Consider the following 18,491-nt stretch of genomic DNA (forward strand, 5'->3'; position numbering starts at 1 on the left):
CCGCGAGCGCGGTCCGGCAGGAGGACCACGGTGACCATCCGCTGTGCCCGCCGCAGGGCTCTCGCCGCGGCATGGCTCGGCGCCGCGGTGCTCACCACCTCCTGCAGCGGGCCCGGCGCCCCGAACCAGCCGGGCCCGGGCGGCGCGACCCCGTCGCAGGGCCGGGCGGCCGCCCAGCCCGCCACCCTCGTCGAGGATCTCGACGCACCGTGGTCGGTGGTGTTCGTCGACGGGGCCACCCTCGTGAGCGAGCGGGACAGCGCCAGGATCCTCGAGGTCCTCGACGGCGGATCGACCCGCCTCGCCGGAACCGTCGAGGGCGTCACCGGCTCCGGGGAGGGCGGCCTCCTCGGACTGGCCGTCGACGATCAGCGGAGGCTCTACGTCTACTCCACGGCAGGGGACGGCAACCGCATCCAGCGTTTCGCCCTCGCCGGTGACCCGGGCGGCGTGGAACTGGGGGAGGGGGAGACACTTCTCGACGGCATCCCCGCGGCGGGCACCCACAACGGCGGCCGTCTCGCCTTCGGACCGGATGGGATGCTGTACGCCACGACCGGCGATGCAGGCCGGCCGGACACCGCCCAGGACCGCGCCGGGCTCGCAGGGAAGATCCTCCGCCTGACGCCTGACGGCGACGCCCCGGACGACAACCCGTTCCCGGGCTCGCTCACCTACAGTTACGGGCACCGCAACCCCCAGGGCCTGGCCTGGTCGGACGACGGCACCATGTTCGCGACCGAGTTCGGGCAGAACACCTGGGACGAACTGAATGTCATCACACCCGGCGCCAACTACGGCTGGCCGGTCGTCGAAGGCAGGGCCGACGCAGCGGGGTTCACCGACCCCGTCCAGCAATGGGACCCCGGGACGGCGAGCCCCAGTGGCATGACGTTCCTCGATGGAACCCTGTACATCGCCAACCTCCGCGGGGAGGTGCTGCGTGCCGTGCCGGCCTCCGACCCGGGACGATCGGTGGACTACCTCACGGGCGAGTACGGCAGGCTCCGCGACGTGGCCGTCGGACCCGACGGCCACCTGTGGATCCTCACCAGCAACACCGACGGGCGCGGGAATCCCTCCGAGCAGGACGATCGGCTCCTCAGCCTGCCCGTCGGGGCGTCCTGAGGGCAGGCCCCGGGAAGTTCGCCACCGTCCCGCGATGCGCGCCCCCGGTTGCTCATGGCACCGCGGAGGGCACGCTCACCGTGTCCAGGGGCCGACCGCCCTGTCCCGACCCGCCCGTTTCGCGCTGTACAGGCGGCGGTCCGCCTCCCGCAGGAGGTCGGACGTCGTCGTCGCCGGTGCGCAGTCGGCGAAGCCGACGCTCGCCGTGAGCCGCAGGCCGTCGTCGATCCCGGGCCATCGGAGGTCCCGGACGGCGGCCAGCACCCGCGCGGCGACCTCCTCCGGGCCGGCGTCCTGCTGCAGGACCAGCAGGAACTCCTCGCCACCGATCCGGGCGACGTGCTGCACGCCCCGGCAGGTCTGCAGCGCCGCAGCGACGGCGACGAGCACGTCGTCGCCCGCGGGGTGCCCGTACCGGTCATTGACCAGCTTGAAGTGGTCGAGGTCGAGGATGGCCAGGGAGCCGCCCCTTGGACCGGCGGCCTGCCAGGTCCGGACGACGTCGGGCAGCGTGTCCTCGACCCACCGCCGGTTGCGGACCTTCGTCAGGGGGTCGATGGCGACGGCGGCCTCCGCCTGCTCCGCGCGTTCAAGGGCCTCGGTGACGTTCTGCTCGGCGAACAGGTGGTCCACCCGGGAGCGGCGGGCCTCGATCCACCGGCTCCGCGCCGCCTGGTGGAACTGCCGGTGGAGTTCGTAGGCGAGCCGGAAATCGGCCGCGGACGCCGCGATGGCCGCCCGCTCCTCGAGGACGGTGGACGCGACCTCCTCGAGGGCATGACGGACTGTGATCTGCTCCGCCCGGTCGAGGGCGCGTCGCGCTGCGGGGAGGTTGCCGACCCCGTGGTGGGCCTGCGCGAGCAGGAGCATCCGGGTGGCCCGGGTCTCCGGCTGCGACGTCGCGGCGTCGTCGTCCCCGGCCCGCTCCAGCACGTCGAGTGCGTCCCACGGGCGGTTGTCCGCCAGATGGCCGCGCGCGAGGACGTCCGACAGCTCCGCCTCGAGGTCCGGGGAGGTGGCGATCACGGCCTCGAGCCGCCGCATCCAGAAGCGTGCCTCCTCCGGCATGGATTCGTCCAGCGCCGCGTGGAAGGCGTTCGAGGCGATCTGGGCCAGGAGTTCGGGGTCGGCTAGCTGGTCCGCGAGGGCGAGCGCCCGGCGGGACACGTCGAAGCCGTGCTGGAGGAGCCCCGCGAACAGGAGGCCCACCGCCTGGCGCGTCAGGAGTTTCGCGCGGAGGCGCGGGAGCTCGGTGCCGTCCAGCAGGGTGACGGCGATGGTTGCCTGCTCGGCGCCGGAGCCCGAGTGTCCGGCGATGAGGTCCATCATCGCGATGAGCGCGTGGCAGCGGCTGGCGAGCCGCGCGTCGCCCTGCTCGGTGGCCCATTCGAGGATCTCCTGGCCCCGGGTCCGGGCACCGGGGGCGCCGTCGGTGCGGGCCAGCGCGTCGAGCCCGGTCACCTCCGCCCAGAACGCGACGTCGAGCCGGCCGAGCGCCTCCGCGAAGGCCCTGATCTCGGCCGCCTCCGCCGCGGCCCGCGGAAGATCGGCGCTGACCTCGGCGGCTTCGAGGGTGGCGATGAGGTCGCCCTCCTGCGCGAGGCGGAGGGAGCCGCTCTCGATCACGGCGTCATTCATGGTGTGGCTCCAGGTGGTCGGGCAGCGCTGTTCTGCTGACCGTGGAGCGTGAACGAGACCATGGTGTGCGCTGACGTGCCGGATGGGACTGGCGTGATCAGTCTGCCGTGCCGGGATCATCACCTCAAGGGTTCTGGCCTGCGAATTTCACCGCGTCGCGCAGCACGTCCGGCTGCGCCCGCGCCTCCTATGCTGGATGCACCACGGAGTCGCAGCCCGCAGCAGCGCCCGTCCACCACAGAACCGGCAGGGATGTCAGGGAGGAACGCCGTGACCGGGAACAGCAGCGCGGAGCGTGACCCGAAGTTCTGCAGGTCCTGCGGTCGCCGCCTCGAGTGGCGGAAGAAGTGGGAGCGGACCTGGGACACGGTGCTCTACTGCAGCGAGGCCTGCCGGGCCCGCAAGGTGAGGCCGATCGACGAGGCCCTCGAGGACTGGCTCCTGACGCGTCTGCGCAGCATGCCGCACGGGCGCGTCGTCGACCCGGCGGAGGCGGCACAGGCCCTCGACGAGAGCGGCCTCCTGCACGAGGCGGCCCGGAGCGCTGCCCGCCGGCTCGTGAATCGCGACCTCGCGGAGATCGTGCAGCGCGGCGCCGTCGTCGACCCGTCGACGGCGAAGGGTCCCGTGACCCTCCGGCTGCTCCGCTGAGCCGTCCACGAACGGCGAGCGAGAAGTGGTGCTGGTCGACTACCTCACGGTATGCCGCCAGGCTATGAAGGTTCCCCGCATCCGCCATCCCTCCGACCGCTCCAGGGACAAGCCATGGCAAACACAGTGCGCATCGTCGTCGCACCCGACAAGTTCAAGGGCTCCCTGTCCGCCGCTACCGTGGCCGGTCGATTCGCCGAGGGTCTCCGGGACCGGCTGCCGGATGCCGAGTCCCGCTCGACGGTGACCGGCTCGCTGAGCTGGACGACGCGGTGTCCACGTCACTGAGAACAGGTTTTGAGCGCACCTCCACGCAGGACCCCTCGTTCGGGCTGCAACAACTCCTCGATGTCACCGACAAGGCTCTCTCGCCCGGCGTCAACGACCCCACGACCGCCGTCCACGCCCTCAGCCATATCTCCGCGGTGCTCTGCTCCCTCACCGCCAGGACGACCGGACCCATCACGCTCTACGACACGAACGATCAAGCCAGGGTGAACCTGACACTTCCCTCCTTCGCGGAGCTCCTCGATCTCGTCATGGACCAACTCACCACCTACGCCCTCACCGACCCTCGAACAGCGGGCCGGAGCATCGCCATGCTCTCCGAGGTCACGATAACCGCATCCCAGGCGGGCACCCTTCCGGCCCACGCGCCGACCCCTCACGGACACCTGGCACGCGTCCAGTCAGCGGTCGAAGCCTCGACGCTCGACGCGTCGATCCGCGCCGACCTTCTCTCCCAGCTGACCGACATCGGTCAGCTGGACGGGCAACCACGCGCCTGAATCGATGCGCGGTGACAGCCGCCGCCGACGGGTCCGAGACCGACCGTCGCCCGGCGTCAGGGAAGGAGACGGGCGCTGGCCCATGGTCCGGAACGCCGCGTCCGGGACCCGCGGGCAACGCGCAGCAGGGTGATCGCGAGCGTTCCCGCCACCGGCGTCCACACCACCCGTTCGACCCGGGACCGCGACGCGAGGTTCATCACGGTACCGACCATCATCAGCCCGGACGCCGCCGTGAGGATCCGCCGCCGCGCCAGCGTGCCCGGACCGCGGCCGAGGGTGACCGCGAGAAGCGCGGCGTAGACCAGTGTGGACACGGCGCTTGACGCCCGGTATCTCGCCGGGAGCACGCCCCGGTGGGCGCCACCGTAGGCGGCTTCTCCCCAGGGAGCGCCGGCGGCCAGTGCCGCCTGGAAGCCCCCGACGACGGCGAGGAGGAGGGCTGCGAAGCCGGTGGACGCCCGATGCGGGGCAGGATCGGAAAGGACCGCTCGAGTCATGTTCGGATCCTAGCCTTCATGCGCGAGCGCGGGAACGGCGTCCCGGAACGGGGAACGGACGTGAGGTCAGTAGCTGGACCCCGGCGCGTCGTCGGACGCCGGGACGAACGCCGCGGCCAGGGCCTCGGACCCGCGGGCGAGGAGCGCGACGTCGGCCCCGACCAGGACGAACCCGGCCCCGCCGTCGAGGTAGCCCCGGGCGACGGAGGGTGTGAAGGCGTTGACCCCGGCCGGTTTCCCGGCGCGTCCGGCCGCCGCGAGGCACTGCCCGACGGCGGCCACCACGTCGGGGTGTTCCTGTTGGCCGAGGAGTCCCAGGGACGCCGCGAGATCGGACGGGCCGACGAAGATGGCGTCGACGCCATCCACCGCGAGGATGTCCTCCACCGCATCGACGGCGGCCGCCGATTCGATCTGCACGGTCACGCTGATCGTCGAGGACGCCCGCGCCAGGTATTCGGGGACGCGGTTCCAGCGGGCCGCCCGCGCGAGTGCCGAGCCGACGCCGCGCACGCCCTCGGGCGGGTAACGGGTCGCGGCGACGGCGGCCTCGGCGTCCGCGACGGAATGCACCATGGGGATCAGCAGGTTCTGCACGCCCAGGTCCAGGTACTGCTTGATGAGGACGGCGTCGTTGACGGGCGGCCGGACGAGCGTCTGCACCGGGTACCCGTGGACGGCCTGCAGCTGGGCGAGGATCGACTCGAGCCCGTTCGGGCTGTGCTCGGCGTCCACGAGCAGCCAGTCCAGGCCGGCCCCGGCGCAGATCTCGGCGACGAGCGGGCTGCCCGAGCACACCCACATGCCCGCGAGCGGACGATCGGCCGCGGCCAGCGCCTCGCGGAAGGATTCTCCTAGTGGAAGCGGCATGTGACGGCACCCAGTGGTCCGTAGTCGGCGTGGACGGTGTCGCCCTTCCCCACCCAGAGAGGGCGGGTGAAGGACCCGGCGAGGATGATGTCCCCGGCGTGCAGCCCGTCCCCGTGGGCGGCGATCTTGTTCGCGAGCCAGTGGACACCGGCGGCCGGGTGGTCGAGGACCCCCGCGGCCACGCCGGTCTCCTCGACCACCTGGTTCTTGTACAGGATGGCGGACACCCAGCGGAGGTCGACGGCGTCGGGCCTCACCGGCCTGCCACCGACCACCATGGCGCCCATCGCCGCGTTGTCGGAGATGGTGTCCACGATGGTGCGCCCCTCCATCTCGATCCGCGAGTCGAGGATCTCGAGGGCGGGCACCACGTAGTCCGTGGCGTTCAGGACGTCGAAGATCGTGCAGCCGGGGCCGGCGAGGTCGTGCTTGAGGACGAACGCGAGTTCCACCTCGACGCGGGGGCGGGTATAGGCGTCCCACGGCACCGAGCAGCCCGTCTCGAACACCATGTCGTCGAAGATGGCGCCGTAGTCCGGTTCCGTGATGCCCGTCGCGGCCTGCATCGCCCGGGACGTGAGCCCGATCTTGCGTCCCACGAGCGTACGGCCGGCGTCCTCGTTCCGCTGCCGCCACAGGCGCTGCACCGCGTAGGAGTCCTCGACGGTCATGCCCGGGTAGCGCCCCGTCAGCAGCGGCACGGGGGTCCGCGTCCGGGCGGCGTCGAGGAGCTCGTCGGCGATCCGGCTGATGGTCTGCGGGTCAAGCATCGGGGTCCTCCGGGAGCGGGGCGGGGGTCACAGCTGGGTGCCGAGCTTGAAGCCCTCGACGCCGTCGTCGTCCTTCCGGGTGTAGGAGAAGCCGTCCGCACCCACGGTGACGGCCATCTCGCTGCGCTCGTCCCGTTCGACGACGGGCTGGGGATTGCCGTCGAGGTCCAGCACGAGGGACGCCTCCGAGTACCAGGACGGGACCACGGGGTTGCCCCACCAGTCGCGGCGCTGGTTGTCGTGGACGTCCCAGGTGATGGTGGGGTTGTCGGGGTCGCCCGTGTAGTAGTCCTGGCAGTAGATCTCCACGCGGTGGCCGTCCGGGTCGAGGATGTAGAGGTAGAACGCGTTGGAGACGCCGTGCCGCCCGGGCCCGCGTTCGATGCGGTCGCTGATGCGCAGGGCGCCCATCTTGTCGCAGATCTGGATGATGTTGTGCTTCTCGTGGGTCGCGAACGCCACGTGGTGCATGCGCGGGCCGTTGCCGCCGGTCAGGGCGGTGTCGTGCACGGTCTGCTTGCGGTGCATCCAGACGGCGTAGGTGACGCCGTCGGAGTCCTGGATGTCCTCGGAGACGCGGAAGCCGAGGTCCTCGAGGTAGGCGCGGCCGCGCGGCACGTCGGGGGTGACCTGGTTGAAGTGGTCCAGGCGTACGAGCTCGCCGGCCGAGTACAGGTCGTAGCGCTGGGTGAGGCGCTCCACGTGCTGCACGTCGTAGAAGAACTCGTACGGGAAGCCCAGGGGGTCCTCGACCCGCACCGAGTCGCCGACGCCCTTCGTGAACCCGTCCCGGCGGCGCTCGGTGCGGCAGCCCAGGTCGCGGTAGTACGCCTCGGCGGCGTCCACCTCGGCGGGCGACTTCACCCGGTAGGCGAACGCGGCGACGGCGGCGATCGGGCCCCGCCGCAGCACGAGGTTGTGGTGGATGAACTCCTCGAGCGAGCGCAGGTAGATCGCGTCCTCGTCCTCCTCGGTGACGTGCAGGCCGAGGACGTCGACGTAGAACGCGCGCGACCGGGCGAGGTCGGTGACCACGATCTCCATGTAGGCGCAGCGGACGATGTCCGGGGCGGGGACCGAGGGGGTGGGGATGCGGGTGGTCATGCGATTCTCTCTTCGTCGAGCGGACGGGGGGGGGGTCAGCCTTCGTTGGCTGCGAAGTCGTCGATCCTGCCGAACTGCGGGGTGTGGACGGTGCCGAGGGTGATGTGCACGGCCTGCTGGTCCGTGTAGAAGTCGATGGACCGGTAGCCGCCCTCGTGGCCCAGTCCGGAGGCCTTGACGCCGCCGAACGGGGTGCGCAGGTCGCGTACGTTGTGGCTGTTCAGCCAAACCATCCCGGCCTCCACGTCCTGTGCGAACGTGTGGGCACGGGTGAGGTCCCTCGTCCACACGTAGGCCGCGAGCCCGTAGCGCGTGTTGTTGGCGAGCGCCAGGGCCTCGGCGTCGTCCTCGAACGGGGTGATCGCGACGACGGGCCCGAAGATCTCCTCCTGGAAGATCCGTGCGTCGGGGGCGACGTCGGCGAAGACCGTCGGCGCGATGTAGTTGCCCTCGGGCAGGTGCTCGGGGCGCCCGCCGCCGGCGAGGAGGCGGCCCTCCGTCTTGCCGATCTCCACGTAGGAGGCCACCTTGGCGTAGTGCTCCGGGTGCACGAGCGCCCCGACCTCGGTCCGGGGGTCGTGCGGATCGCCGACGACGATCGTCTTCGCCCGGGCCGCGTACTTCTCGCAGAACTCCTCGTAGACGGGCCGCTCGACGAGGATGCGGGAGCCGGCGGTGCAGCGCTCGCCGTTGAGGGAGAACACCCCGAAGAGGGCCGAGTCGATGGCGGCGTCGAGGTCCGCGTCCGCGAAGACGATGCAGGGCGACTTCCCGCCGAGCTCCATCGAGAGCCCCTTGAGGTGCGCTGCGGCGTTCCGGAAGATGGTCTGGCCGGTGGTGGTCTCCCCGGTGAAGGAGATCAGCGGCACGTCGGGGTGTTTGACGAGGGCGTCCCCGGCTTCCTCGCCGAGCCCGTTGACGAGGTTGAAGACGCCGTCGGGCAACCCGGCGTCCCTGAAGATCCGCGCCCACAGGGATGCGGAGAGGGGCGTGAACTCGGCGGGCTTCAGGACCACCGTGTTGCCCGTGGCCAGGGCCGGCGCGAGCTTCCAGGACTCCAGCATGAAGGGCGTGTTCCAGGGGGTGATGAGCCCGGCGACGCCGATCGGCTTCCGGTTGACGTAGTTGATCTGGGAGCCGGGGACCTTCATGGCGTCGTCGAACTGGGCGACGATCAGGTCCGCGAAGAAACGGAAGTTCTCGGCCGCACGCCGGGCCTGGCCCCTCGCCTGCGTGATCGGCAGACCGGTGTCGAAGGTCTCGAGTTCGGCGAGCCGGTCCTCCTGCGCCTCGACGGCGTCCGCGATCCGGTTCAGCACGCGGGCGCGCTCGCGGGGCTTCATCCGCGGCCACGGTCCGCTGGTGAACGCCGACCGCGCGGCGGCGACGGCGAGGTCGACGTCCTCCTGCCGGCCCGCCGCCGCGGTGGCGTAGACGGTGTTGGACACCGGGTCGAGGACGTCGAACGTCCCCCCGCCCACGGAGTCGACGAACCGGCCGTCGATGTAGTGCTGGAGGGAGGAGGGCAGGCCCTCCGGGATGTGCTGCGCGGTGGCCGTGGTGGTCCGTGCGCCGGGGATCGTCATGGGGAGGTCCTAACCGTGGTCGTGGGAGGCGCCGGAGGCTGCTTCCGGGGCATTGAAGTGCGTCAGGTAGGCGTCGAGGGTGGCGCTGCGGTGGCGGCGGGCGGCGCGCTCGACGGCGTCGGCGTCCGCCCCGTCCGCGATGAGGGCGAGCAGGTGCGCGTGTTCCTCGACGGACTCGCGGGCGCGCTCGGGCACGAACCGGAACGTCGAGGACCGGAGGGACGCCAGCCGGTTCCATCCGCGGTGCACCAGGTCCAGGATGTGCGGATTGGGGCACTGCTCGAAGAGGATGGCGTGGAAGTCCTGGTTGAGGCGGGTGAAGCGGACCGGCTCGAAGTCCTGCAGGCAGGCCCTCATCTCGTCGTTGACCGTCCGCGCCCGCTCGATGTCCGCCGCGCCGATCAGCGGCGCGGACAGTGCCGTCGCCGCCCCCTCGACGAGGCTCAGGGTCTGCATGGTGTAGAGGTACTCGGTGGGGTCGATGCCGGCGACCGTGGCGCCGACGTTCCGCTGGAACGTCACCAGGCCCTCGGCCTCGAGGCGGCGGATGGCCTCCCGCACCGGCACGACACTGATCCCGAGGTCCCGGGCGATGATCGCCAGGACGAGGCGGTGCCCCGGCGGGTAGGAGCCGTCCACGATCCGCCGGGTGACGGCTTCGTAGGCCTGCTGCGACTTGCTGCCCTCCGCGGGGGCGTCGTCGTCGGTCGCCATCGGCTCAACCATGGGCCTGCCGCTCCTGCCACTCGTCGTAGCGCTTCCGCCAGGCCGCGTCCATCGGGTACAGGCCGTTCACGCCGTGCCCGTCGGCCACCATCTCCGCGATGAACGCCTCCTCCCGTTCCTGCACGACGGCGTCCCCGGCCAGCTCCTCCGCGAGGGCGGGCGGGATCACGAGGATGCCGTCGGCGTCCGCCACGATGACGTCCCCCGGCTGGACCGTCGTCCCGCCGCAGGCGATCGTGACGTCGGTGTCCCACGGGATGTGGCGCCGCCCCAGCACGGCGGGGTGCGGGTTGGCGTAGAAGGTGGGCATGTCCATGGCGGCCACGGCGGCGAAATCGCGGACGCCGCCGTCGGTGATGATCGCCGCCGCGCCGCGGACCTGCGCGCGGAGGGCCAGGATGTCCCCGATCGTGCCCGTGCCCTTCTCGCCGCGGGCCTCCATCACGAGGATCTCCCCCTCGCCGACGGTGTCGATGGCGCGTTTCTGGGCGTTGTAGCCCGCGCCGTGGGCGGCGAAGAGGTCCTCGCGGTTCGGCACGTAGCGGAGGGTGCGCGCGAGCCCGACGACGCGCCGGCCCGGGTGCGTGGACGTCAGGCCGTCGATGCTGACGTTGTTCAGCCCGCGCTTGCGCAGCAGGGAGGAGAGCGTTGCGGTGGAGACGCTCTCGAGGGTTGCCTTCAACGCGGGCGTCAGGACGCCGGTCGCCCCGGCCGGGGGCAGCCCGGCGGCCTCGCGGGAGCCGTAGGCCTCCTCGCGCTGCACGTCGTCGACCTTCGGGCCGGCGCCGAACGCGGCCAGCGGCGTCGTGCCCTCGCTGACCGTCGTCACCAGCCGCCCCGTGGACAGGTCGGCTCCGGTGACTTCGACCTCCAGCAGGTCGCCCGGTCCGGCGACCGACGCACCCGCGGGCGTGCCGGTGAGGATCATGTCGCCGGGTTCGAGGGTGAGGAGCTGGGACAGGTCCGCGATGAGCCGTGCGAAGGGGAAGAGGAGGTCTGCGGTGGTGTCGTCCTGCACCAGCGCCCGATTGTGCCACGTGCGGATTCGGAGGGCGGCGGGGTCGACGGCGTCGGCCGGGAGGAGGCCGGGGCCCACCGGGGTGAAGCCGTCCCCGCCCTTGGACCGCAGGTTCGAGCCCTTGTCCGCGTAGCGCAGGTCGTAGACGCCGAGGTCGTTCGCTGCCGTGACCCAGCGGACGTGGCTCCAGGCATTCGAGGGGGAGACCCGGCGGGCAGGGGTGCCGATGATCAGTGCGATCTCGCCCTCGAAACCGAGCAGTTCGCAGCCGGCCGGGCGTTCGACGGCGGACCCGGACAGGGCGAGGGAGGAGGAGGGCTTGAGGAAGTAGGAGGGCTGCTCGGGCGTGCGGCCCCGCTGCGCTGCGCGGCTGGGGTAGTTGATGTGCACCGCGATGACCTTGCGGGCTGCGGCGAGGACGCCGTCGTCGAGCAGTTCCACCCGTTGCTCCTCATCGAGTACGAAATCGTATACGAAGAGTAGGCAGGGGTGTTCCGGTGCGTCAAGGTCCGACCGCTGCCGCGTCGGAATTCTCGTCGGGGGCATGGTCAGGGGGAGCCGTCCGTGGTGGGATATGACATCCGAAACGTTCCGCCCGGCCCGTGCTTCCGGGGACGGGGCTCGAGCCCCGCTTCCGGCACCGGCCCCAAACCGGGAGACACCCATGGCAGACCGCAGAGCATCGACGCATTCCTCGAAGAGGGCCGCCAGGAAGCACTGGAGCGACCTGACGGACGGGCAGAAGGCGAGGGTGATGATCCTCGGCACCGTGCAGCTGTCCCTGGCCGCCTTCGCCTGGACGGACCTCGCCACGCGGCCCAAGGACACGGTGAACGGGAGCAAGGGCATGTGGGCCGCCATCATCGCCATCAACTTCGTGGGGCCGGTGGCGTACTTCTGGAAGGGGATCCGGCGCTGAGGGAGCGCGTCGACGGCACGCCGTGGTGTCAGGGGCGTATCGGAGGCGTCAGGTCATCCAGGTTCCCCGTCGAAGGACGCGCGCGACGTCGAGGTCGCCGGTGAGGACGACGGCGTCGGCGGTGAGGCCCGCTGCCAGGCGGCCGATCCGATCCCCCAGTCCGTAGGTGCGCGCGGGTATGACGGTCGCAGAGCGGATGGCATCGTCGAAGGGAACTCCTGCCCGGACAGTGTTCCGGAAGATGTCCTGCATGAAGGCGGTTCCTCCCGCGATGGCGTTGGACGAACTGAGGGTGGCTGCGGCCTCGCTGACGTTCACCGTCGCGGGCCCTAGCCGGTAGGTCCCGTCCTCGAGGCCCGCGGCGGCCATGGAGTCCGTGACCAGCGCGATGTTGTCGGGACCGACCAGCTCGAACACGGATTCGACCGTGTAGGCATCCAGGTGCAGGGTGTCCGCGATCAGCTCGATCACGGCCTCACCGCGGGCTGCCGCGCGGAGACAGGCCATCACGGGGCCGGGCGATCGGTGGTGAATGGTGGGCATGCCGTTGAACAGGTGGGTGACGGCTGGCACTGCTGCGGGAGTGGCCGCGGCAGCCATTCGTCGTCGTGCATGTGCCAGGGAGGTTCCAGTGGTCGGCGCATCAGCATCCGTGTGGCCGAGTGACGGTATGACGCCTCGGCTCACCAGGAACTCGACGAGAGCGTCGGATCCTTCGAGTTCCGGCGCGTAGGTCATGGCGCGGATGGTCTCGCCGGAGGCCTGGATGAGCTGCGCGGTCAGCTCGAGGTCGGGAGGTGACAACCACCGTGGATCCTGTGCCCCGCAGCGCGCATGGGAGAGGAAGGGGCCCTCGAGGTGGATGCCTGCCACGGCCCCATCGGCGGCAAGCGCCCCGAGGAGGGCGGCAGCGTCCAGCATGTCCTCCTTACGGGCGGTGACGAGGCTGGCAACCACCGTGGTGGTGCCACGTGCGTGGAGCCTGGTCAGGGCCTGCCGGATCGATGCCTCCGACGATGTGGAGAAGTCCGCGCCGAAGGCGCCGTGGCAGTGCGTGTCGACGAATCCGGGAACGAGGATCTCCTCGGGTCCCAGCACGATCGGTGCCGGCCAACCCTCTGCATCGAAATGCTCCCGTGCCCCCGCGTACCCGATGTGCCCATCGTCGATGGCTACCGCACCCTCGGTGTGCTCGATGAGTCCCGTGTGGACGCGTCCGAGGATCACCTGGCGCTGTGTGTTGGTCATGGACTTTCCTGGTTGGCGTGACGGGAGCTGGATCGAGCGGCGCTGCCGAGCAGTGCGGCGCCCAGGAGTCCGGCTCGAGGACCGGCACGGGAGGCGCTGATCGCCGGCGGGTCGCGCCAACGCAGCAGGCTCCCGACCTTCGCGCGGAGGGGGTCCAGCAGCAGGGGCCCCGCGGCTCCCAGGCCTCCTCCGATGACGATCTCCTCCGGATCGAGTGTTGCAGTCAGGGTGATGATCCCCGTGGCGAGGCCGTCGACGGCGTCGGACCACACGTCATCGGCGAGTCCGTCGTGGCCCACCAGCCCGGCCACGTCGGCAGCGCTCTCGGCGCTGCCTCCGCCCGCGATGTACCTCGCCAGGACAGCACCGGCGGAGGCATACGCCTCCAGGCACCCGAACTGCCCGCAGGAGCACGGCCGACCGTTGGGCACGGTGGGGATGTGCCCCAGTTCGCCGGCCTGTCCGCGTGCTCCGGTCACGGTCTTCCCGGCGACGACGACGGCGGCAGAGACGCCGGTGCCGATGGGAATGAACACGAAGTCCCGCAGCGCCGGGCGCACAGCCATTTCTGCGCGCGCTGCCGTGCGGGCGTCGTGATCGATCAGTGTCGGAACGCCGAACCGTGCTTCGAGGAGCTGTTGCAGGGGCAGGTCGGTCCACCCGAGATTCGCGGCATACCGCACCATGCCGGCACCTCTGTCCACGAGGCCGGGAGTTCCTACCCCGATGGCGGTGGGCTCGTGGCCGAGCGCACGCGCGGTCCCCGCGAGCGCTGACAGCACCGCGAGGACCGCGCCGAGGGCGCCTGAGGACGCCGTGAAGGTGGGGACAGTGCTTCCGGGGGCTTGTTCGACGCCATCGACGAAGACGGCACCCTTGACCGTGGTTCCCCCGATATCGACGGCCAGGACAACCCCTGGCACCGTGCACTGCCCTGACGTCATGTCCGTCGGCCGCTACTTGACCTTGCCGTTGGGGGTCTTGGTGATAGACAGCTCGGCAACGATGGGCAGGTGATCCGACGCCGTGGTGTGGATGACCTTCGCGGAGGTCGCGGTGGCGCCCCGAGCGGTCAGGATGTAGTCGATGCGCAGGCTGGGGTTCTCCACGGAACCGCTGCCGGGGAGGCCCTCGAGGTCGGGTCCGAAGGTGTAGTCCTCGTTCTGCCCGAGGGCTGCGAAGGTGTCGGTGAAGACCGAGAAAAGGGGCTGCAGCTCGGGAGCGTCCGGGGTCGCGTTGAGATCACCGACGATGACCGCGGGGCGCTTGCTGGCGTCGGTGATGTCGATGATCTCCTGGACCTGCAGTGCGCGCTGTTCCTCACGCTGGAAGTCCAGGTGGGTGCTGTAGAAGGCGATGTGGTTGCCGCGGACGTTGACCACGGCTTCGAGGAGGCCGCGCTGCTCAGTGGGCCTTTCCTCGTACTCGATGTTCGTCAGCAGGTGATTCTCCGACGAGATGATGGGGTACTCGCTCAGGATCGCTGTGCCGTACTGGCGGTTGTCCACGTCGCCGGGCAGGGGTGGCTCATCCAGGTTCGCCCCGTACACGACGTGCATGTCCAGCCGTTCCGCCAGCCATTCCGCTTCGTCGAGGAAGTCGCTGCGCGCGCCCCAGTGGTTGTCGACCTCCTGCAGGCCGATGATCTCGGCGCTCGAATCCTCGATCACGGAGGCTGTCCGTTCGATGTCGAACACGTTGTCACCGTCGGCGCCGTAGTGGATGTTGAAGGACATCACTGTCACGTCGGTGGTCTTCTGCGCGCTCTTCTCTGGTGCGGCCAGGGCTGGTCCTGCGCCGAGCACGGCGCCGCCGGCGATGAGCGCGGCGATCGATGCTGTGGCGATCTGTCGTCTGAACATGATGGTCTCTCCTTGTGGGTGTGGTGCGGGGTCACATGCTGGTGGTCGATACCGGGAAGAGCGCCTCTCCGGCGAGGATGTCCGCCAGCGGAACGGGGCTGGCGATCTCCCCTACGAAGCGTCCGTCCACGCTGTTCTGGAAACCGAAGACGACCCATTCGCCGTCGCGTTTCCTGAACAGCTGCGCGGCGTAGACGCCGGGGAGGAAGAAACTCGAGCTGCCGGTGATGTTCCAGGGACCCACCAGGCTCTCGCCCCGGGCGATCCAGGTGCCGGTGCTGGCGGTGTCGAATGCCACGCCGGGCGCTTTGTCCGGGAGGCACGAGAAGAGCAGTACTGCTTCGCCCTGGACCTCTCGCGACTGGATCACTTCCATCTCCCCGAAGCCGGCAGGAGAGGACAGCGGCGGGCGCGTGTCCCACTGCGTGAGGTCCGCGCTGACGGCGTGCCCGACGACGGCACGCTGGTCGGGATCGCCGGTGCGGCTGCGGGCGGTGATGACCATCTGCCACAACTGCGTCTCCTCGTCGAAGAAGACGAACGGATCCCGCCATGCCTCATCCGGCCAGGTTCCCTCACCCAGCTTCTCGTACCACCGGGGGTCAGCCTCGAGCGCCGGCATCGGGGATCGGGTCCAGGTGACCAGGTCATCGGACACGGCGGATCCGATGCGCTGCTGGAGACCGTTCTCGGCACGGCTGACGCCGGTGTAGAACAGGTGCCAGAGGCCGTCCGAGCCTCGGACGGTGCAGCCGGTCCAGGTGGCCAGATCGTCCCAGGCTGGTACGTCGGCGGCGACGAGGGCGTCCGGCAGGAGAGTCCACCCCTCGAGGTCCGGGGATATGGCGTGCCCGATGGAGGCCCGGAAGTGGCGCCTGGCGGGATCGATCAGTGCCCTGCTCGCGCGGAGGAAGAACAGGTGGTAGTTCTCCCCGTCGTCGGCAAGCCAGCTGTCCCACACCCAGTGGTCGGGCAGTCGGAACGTCATCGGTTCTCCCCGACGAGCAGCGGTTCGGCGTCGGCCACGAATCGGTAGTAGTCGGTCAGCGTCAGTCGTGACGCGGCGTCCTCGTCCAGCAGGACTGTCACGCGCGGATGGAACTGGAGGACGGACGCCGGGCACATGCTCGTCACCGGGCCCTCGATCGCGGCGGCGACGGCGTCCGCCTTCGATGGTCCCTGCGCCATCAGGAGTATTTCCTGCGCGTCCAGGATCGTGCCGAGTCCCTGGGTGATGCAGTGCGTGGGCACGGCATCGTCCGATGAGAAGAACCGTGCGTTGTCCCTGCGCGTCTGCGCGGACAGGGCCTTGATGCGTGTGCGGGAGGCCAGCGACGAGATCGGCTCGTTGAAGCCGATATGGCCGTTGGTCCCGATGCCGAGAATCTGGAGGTCCACGCCTCCGGCAGCAGTCAGCGCCTGCTCGTAGTCCAGGCATGCCCGATGGACATCCGCCGCGCTCCCGTCGGGGACGTGCACGTTCGCCGGGTCCAGTCCCAGTGGCGCCGTCACCTCGTCGGCGACGACGACGGCGTAACGTGCCGGGTGCCCGTCGGGCAGTCCTACGTACTCGTCGAGCGCGAAGCACCGCAATCGGTCGAGTGTGGCCTTCCCCTGTGCCCGCAGCAGGGCGAGTTCCCGGTAGGTTCCCAGCGGCGACGAGCCGGTGGCTATGCCGAGGACCATTTCCGGATCGGCCGCTGCGCGCTGCGCTATGAGATGCGCGGCCCGGGAACCGACCGCTGCGGGGTCGGGCAGGATGACGACGTCCACGGTCTGTCCTTTCTGGTGGGTGGATGGCGTGAGGAGGGGAAGGGCCTAGCCCTTGACGGCGGAACTCGCCACGCCCTCGATGAACCAGCGCTGGAACACGAGGAACACCACGATGACCGGTACGACGAGGAGGACACCGAAAGCCATGACCTGCCCCCACGCGGGCGGCAACTGCCCCGCGAAGACACTGATCTGGAGTGGCAGCGGTCGCAGGTTCGGATCGGAGATCATGAGCACCGGCCAGAGGAAGGATCCCCATTGTGTGAGGAACGTGAGGATCGCCACCGATGCATAGGCGGGCTTGCTCATGGGTGCGATGATGCGCCAGAAGATGCGCCAGGGCCCCGCCCCGTCCATCCGCGCCGCCTCGTCGATGCTTCGCGGTATTCCGGAGAAGAAGGAGTAGAAGAGGAAGATGGACAGGGCGTTGCCGATGAACGGCACGATCTGGATCCACAGCGTGTTGCGGGCGTCGTTGTAGAGGTAGAACATCGGGACGGCGACCGCTTCGAAGGGCACGATCAGCAGGAGCAGGATGGCGAGAAGGGCGACGCCTCGGCCGCGCCAGGACAGGCGGGAGAGCGCGAACGCTGCCATCGAGTTCACGACGAGACCCAGCCCGACGACGGCGACGGTCACGGTGAACGAGACGGCGAAGAACCGCCACAGGTGCCCGGTGCTGTCCGAGGACAGGCTCGAGGCCACGCCCGAGTAGTTGTGCAATCCCCATTGAGTCACATCGAAGACCGCGAAGCCGGCGAGGGTGTCGCTTGCCGGGGCGAGTGACGCCGCGATCATATAGGCGACGGGGGCGAGGAAGAGCAGGCCGGTGATGAGCAGGGCGGCGTAGTGCGGAATGCGGGACGTCAGCTCACGTCTGCTGATCGTCCGCGACGGCGCGACGGGCTGGGCCATCTTCAACTCTCCTTCTCGCGGGTGGCGTGGCGCTGGATCACGGACAGGATGACGACGATGACGAAGAACACGACGGATATGGCGCTCGCACGACCGATGTTGTTCTCGTCGAAGGCGGCGGTGACGGCTTCGTACATGACGGTCCGGGTGGCCCCCTCGTTGAGCCCGCCGCCGGACTTCGCCAGAACGTAGATCTGGTCGAACACGCGCAGTGACAGGATCATCGTGTACAGGGCGACGAAGACCAGGGTGGTCTTGATGCCTGGCACCGTGACGTGGATGAAGCGGTGCCAGGCGTTGGCGCGGTCGAGCTCGGCCGCCTCGTAGAGTTCCGCGGGAACCTGCTGCAGCGCGGCGAGGAGGATGACCATCTGGAAACCGCACCCTTGCCAGATGGACAGGACGATCACCGACGCCAGCGCGGTGACTTCGGACCCCAGCCAGTCCTGGGCGCCGAACGCTCCTCCCGAGAAGAAGGACAGAGCCGAGTTGAGCAGGCCCTGGTCACCACGAGCAAGGATGAGGCGCCAGATGATGGCGACCAGCGCGATGGGGAAGACGACCGGGAGGAAGTACAGCGACCGGAAGATGCCGATTCCCGGGATGCTCTTGTTGACCAGCAACGCCAGGGCGAGTGCCAGGGCTGTCTGCACGGGTACCACGATCACTGCGAAGATCAGGTTGTGCAGCAGCGCGCTGAGGAAGTCGCGCGAGACGTCCGGGTCGGTCAGGATCCGCGCGTACTGGGTGAACCCCATGAAGCTCGGTGCCCGGGGGTCGCCGAGCCGGACGTTGTACGCCGAGAACCCGATCGCTGCCAGGAAAGGCACTGCGACGAACAGCAGCAGGAGCAGCAGTGCCGGCGTGGCCATGAGCGGGCCGGCGAGGCCGGCGGACCTGCTTCGTCGTCTGGGCCGCTCGGCCGCTGTCGGCGCCTGAGGGGGAGTGAGGCCTGTTGTGGTGGCGATGGCGAGCTCCTCTGACAAGGAGGCGGG

20 protein-coding genes are annotated in these 18,491 nt (G+C 69.9%); 5 read left to right on the forward strand and 15 right to left on the reverse strand.

Annotated elements, in window-relative coordinates; genetic code table 11:
- The first annotated feature begins 36 nt into the window (after positions 1–36).
- Entirely contained in the window at positions 37–1,128 is a 1,092-nt protein-coding gene (locus ACSGDB_RS10780) for a PQQ-dependent sugar dehydrogenase (RefSeq protein ID WP_434995112.1), read from the forward strand.
- Between the two features lie 75 nt (positions 1,129–1,203).
- Here ACSGDB_RS10780 and ACSGDB_RS10785 read toward each other — a convergent pair whose 3' ends face one another.
- On the reverse strand, positions 1,204–2,766 hold the full coding sequence (locus tag ACSGDB_RS10785) for a diguanylate cyclase (protein ID WP_434994690.1): 1,563 nt from the start codon (positions 2,764–2,766) through the stop codon (positions 1,204–1,206).
- A gap of 270 nt (positions 2,767–3,036) precedes the next feature.
- On the opposite strand from ACSGDB_RS10785, the gene ACSGDB_RS10790 reads away from it, so the two are divergent.
- The 3 genes from ACSGDB_RS10790 to ACSGDB_RS10800 all read left to right on the forward strand — a co-directional run bounded on the left by ACSGDB_RS10790 (position 3,037) and on the right by ACSGDB_RS10800 (position 4,205).
- Positions 3,037–3,417, forward strand: a complete 381-nt coding sequence (locus ACSGDB_RS10790) for a DUF2256 domain-containing protein (RefSeq protein WP_434994691.1) — start codon at positions 3,037–3,039, stop codon at positions 3,415–3,417.
- Positions 3,418–3,531: 114 nt separating this feature from the next.
- Positions 3,532–3,705, forward strand: a complete 174-nt coding sequence (locus tag ACSGDB_RS10795) for a glycerate kinase (RefSeq protein ID WP_434994692.1) — start codon at positions 3,532–3,534, stop codon at positions 3,703–3,705.
- A complete protein-coding gene (locus ACSGDB_RS10800; RefSeq protein ID WP_434994694.1) occupies positions 3,690–4,205 on the forward strand; it encodes a DUF2254 family protein in 516 nt (171 codons plus the stop codon). Before ACSGDB_RS10795 ends, ACSGDB_RS10800 begins: the two co-directional genes overlap by 16 nt.
- A gap of 56 nt (positions 4,206–4,261) precedes the next feature.
- On the opposite strand, the gene ACSGDB_RS10805 is transcribed toward ACSGDB_RS10800, so the two are convergent.
- The 7 genes from ACSGDB_RS10805 to ACSGDB_RS10835 all read right to left on the reverse strand — a co-directional run bounded on the left by ACSGDB_RS10805 (position 4,262) and on the right by ACSGDB_RS10835 (position 11,220).
- Positions 4,262–4,705: a hypothetical protein gene (locus tag ACSGDB_RS10805; protein ID WP_434994695.1), complete on the reverse strand. Its 444-nt coding sequence runs from the start codon at positions 4,703–4,705 to the stop codon at positions 4,262–4,264.
- A gap of 66 nt (positions 4,706–4,771) precedes the next feature.
- A complete protein-coding gene (locus ACSGDB_RS10810) occupies positions 4,772–5,575 on the reverse strand; it encodes an HpcH/HpaI aldolase family protein (protein ID WP_434994696.1) in 804 nt (267 codons plus the stop codon).
- Complete coding sequence (gene hpaH / locus ACSGDB_RS10815; protein ID WP_434994697.1) at positions 5,560–6,345, reverse strand: 2-oxo-hept-4-ene-1,7-dioate hydratase; 786 nt, start codon at positions 6,343–6,345, stop codon at positions 5,560–5,562. The genes ACSGDB_RS10810 and hpaH overlap by 16 nt, the downstream gene beginning before the upstream one ends.
- A 27-nt stretch (positions 6,346–6,372) precedes the next feature.
- Complete coding sequence (hpaD, locus tag ACSGDB_RS10820) at positions 6,373–7,449, reverse strand: 3,4-dihydroxyphenylacetate 2,3-dioxygenase (protein ID WP_434994698.1); 1,077 nt, start codon at positions 7,447–7,449, stop codon at positions 6,373–6,375.
- Between the two features lie 35 nt (positions 7,450–7,484).
- Positions 7,485–9,035 (reverse strand): 5-carboxymethyl-2-hydroxymuconate semialdehyde dehydrogenase, encoded by a 1,551-nt coding sequence (gene hpaE, locus ACSGDB_RS10825; protein ID WP_434994699.1) that lies wholly within the window; start codon positions 9,033–9,035, stop codon positions 7,485–7,487.
- Between the two features lie 9 nt (positions 9,036–9,044).
- A complete protein-coding gene (locus ACSGDB_RS10830; protein ID WP_434994700.1) occupies positions 9,045–9,761 on the reverse strand; it encodes a GntR family transcriptional regulator in 717 nt (238 codons plus the stop codon).
- Complete coding sequence (locus tag ACSGDB_RS10835) at positions 9,754–11,220, reverse strand: fumarylacetoacetate hydrolase family protein (protein ID WP_434994701.1); 1,467 nt, start codon at positions 11,218–11,220, stop codon at positions 9,754–9,756. Before ACSGDB_RS10835 ends, ACSGDB_RS10830 begins: the two co-directional genes overlap by 8 nt.
- A 223-nt stretch (positions 11,221–11,443) precedes the next feature.
- On the opposite strand from ACSGDB_RS10835, the gene ACSGDB_RS10840 reads away from it, so the two are divergent.
- A complete protein-coding gene (locus tag ACSGDB_RS10840) occupies positions 11,444–11,698 on the forward strand; it encodes a hypothetical protein (protein ID WP_434994703.1) in 255 nt (84 codons plus the stop codon).
- A gap of 48 nt (positions 11,699–11,746) precedes the next feature.
- On the opposite strand, the gene ACSGDB_RS10845 is transcribed toward ACSGDB_RS10840, so the two are convergent.
- Genes ACSGDB_RS10845 through ACSGDB_RS10875 form a run of 7 tightly spaced genes read right to left on the reverse strand, consistent with a single transcriptional unit; the run spans position 11,747 to position 18,368 of the window.
- Entirely contained in the window at positions 11,747–12,946 is a 1,200-nt protein-coding gene (locus ACSGDB_RS10845) for an N-acetylglucosamine-6-phosphate deacetylase (RefSeq protein ID WP_434994704.1), read from the reverse strand.
- A complete protein-coding gene (locus tag ACSGDB_RS10850) occupies positions 12,943–13,869 on the reverse strand; it encodes an ROK family protein (protein ID WP_434994705.1) in 927 nt (308 codons plus the stop codon). The genes ACSGDB_RS10845 and ACSGDB_RS10850 overlap by 4 nt, the downstream gene beginning before the upstream one ends.
- 33 nt (positions 13,870–13,902) lie before the next feature.
- Positions 13,903–14,808 carry an endonuclease/exonuclease/phosphatase family protein gene (locus tag ACSGDB_RS10855; RefSeq protein WP_434994706.1) on the reverse strand — a complete coding sequence of 302 codons (906 nt, stop codon included), beginning with the start codon at positions 14,806–14,808 and terminating at the stop codon, positions 13,903–13,905.
- A gap of 31 nt (positions 14,809–14,839) precedes the next feature.
- A complete protein-coding gene (locus ACSGDB_RS10860; protein ID WP_434994708.1) occupies positions 14,840–15,796 on the reverse strand; it encodes a glycosyl hydrolase family 32 in 957 nt (318 codons plus the stop codon).
- Positions 15,793–16,581, reverse strand: a complete 789-nt coding sequence (nagB, locus tag ACSGDB_RS10865; protein ID WP_434994709.1) for a glucosamine-6-phosphate deaminase — start codon at positions 16,579–16,581, stop codon at positions 15,793–15,795. The genes ACSGDB_RS10860 and nagB overlap by 4 nt, the downstream gene beginning before the upstream one ends.
- A gap of 45 nt (positions 16,582–16,626) precedes the next feature.
- On the reverse strand, positions 16,627–17,496 hold the full coding sequence (locus tag ACSGDB_RS10870; RefSeq protein ID WP_434994710.1) for a carbohydrate ABC transporter permease: 870 nt from the start codon (positions 17,494–17,496) through the stop codon (positions 16,627–16,629).
- Positions 17,497–17,498: 2 nt separating this feature from the next.
- Positions 17,499–18,368, reverse strand: coding sequence for a carbohydrate ABC transporter permease (locus tag ACSGDB_RS10875; RefSeq protein WP_434994711.1), 870 nt, complete (start codon positions 18,366–18,368; stop codon positions 17,499–17,501).
- Positions 18,369–18,491 lie beyond the last annotated feature (123 nt).

The organism is Arthrobacter sp. Ld5, assembly GCF_051172775.1.
Classification (GTDB): Bacteria; Actinomycetota; Actinomycetes; order Actinomycetales; family Micrococcaceae; genus Arthrobacter_D.

Bases quoted from the DNA above. Each gene is read 5' to 3' on its own strand.
- ACSGDB_RS10785 (WP_434994690.1), bottom strand. From the start codon at position 2,766: ATGAATGACGCCGTGATCGAGAGCGGCTCCCTCCGCCTCGCGCAGGAG.
- ACSGDB_RS10795 (WP_434994692.1), top strand. From the start codon at position 3,532: ATGGCAAACACAGTGCGCATCGTCGTCGCACCCGACAAGTTCAAGGGC.
- ACSGDB_RS10805 (WP_434994695.1), bottom strand. From the start codon at position 4,705: ATGACTCGAGCGGTCCTTTCCGATCCTGCCCCGCATCGGGCGTCCACC.
- ACSGDB_RS10810 (WP_434994696.1), bottom strand. From the start codon at position 5,575: ATGCCGCTTCCACTAGGAGAATCCTTCCGCGAGGCGCTGGCCGCGGCC.
- hpaH (WP_434994697.1), bottom strand. From the start codon at position 6,345: ATGCTTGACCCGCAGACCATCAGCCGGATCGCCGACGAGCTCCTCGAC.
- hpaD (WP_434994698.1), bottom strand. From the start codon at position 7,449: ATGACCACCCGCATCCCCACCCCCTCGGTCCCCGCCCCGGACATCGTC.
- hpaE (WP_434994699.1), bottom strand. From the start codon at position 9,035: ATGACGATCCCCGGCGCACGGACCACCACGGCCACCGCGCAGCACATC.
- ACSGDB_RS10830 (WP_434994700.1), bottom strand. From the start codon at position 9,761: ATGGTTGAGCCGATGGCGACCGACGACGACGCCCCCGCGGAGGGCAGC.
- ACSGDB_RS10840 (WP_434994703.1), top strand. From the start codon at position 11,444: ATGGCAGACCGCAGAGCATCGACGCATTCCTCGAAGAGGGCCGCCAGG.
- ACSGDB_RS10845 (WP_434994704.1), bottom strand. From the start codon at position 12,946: ATGACCAACACACAGCGCCAGGTGATCCTCGGACGCGTCCACACGGGA.
- ACSGDB_RS10855 (WP_434994706.1), bottom strand. From the start codon at position 14,808: ATGTTCAGACGACAGATCGCCACAGCATCGATCGCCGCGCTCATCGCC.
- ACSGDB_RS10860 (WP_434994708.1), bottom strand. From the start codon at position 15,796: ATGACGTTCCGACTGCCCGACCACTGGGTGTGGGACAGCTGGCTTGCC.
- ACSGDB_RS10870 (WP_434994710.1), bottom strand. From the start codon at position 17,496: ATGGCCCAGCCCGTCGCGCCGTCGCGGACGATCAGCAGACGTGAGCTG.
- ACSGDB_RS10875 (WP_434994711.1), bottom strand. From the start codon at position 18,368: ATGGCCACGCCGGCACTGCTGCTCCTGCTGCTGTTCGTCGCAGTGCCT.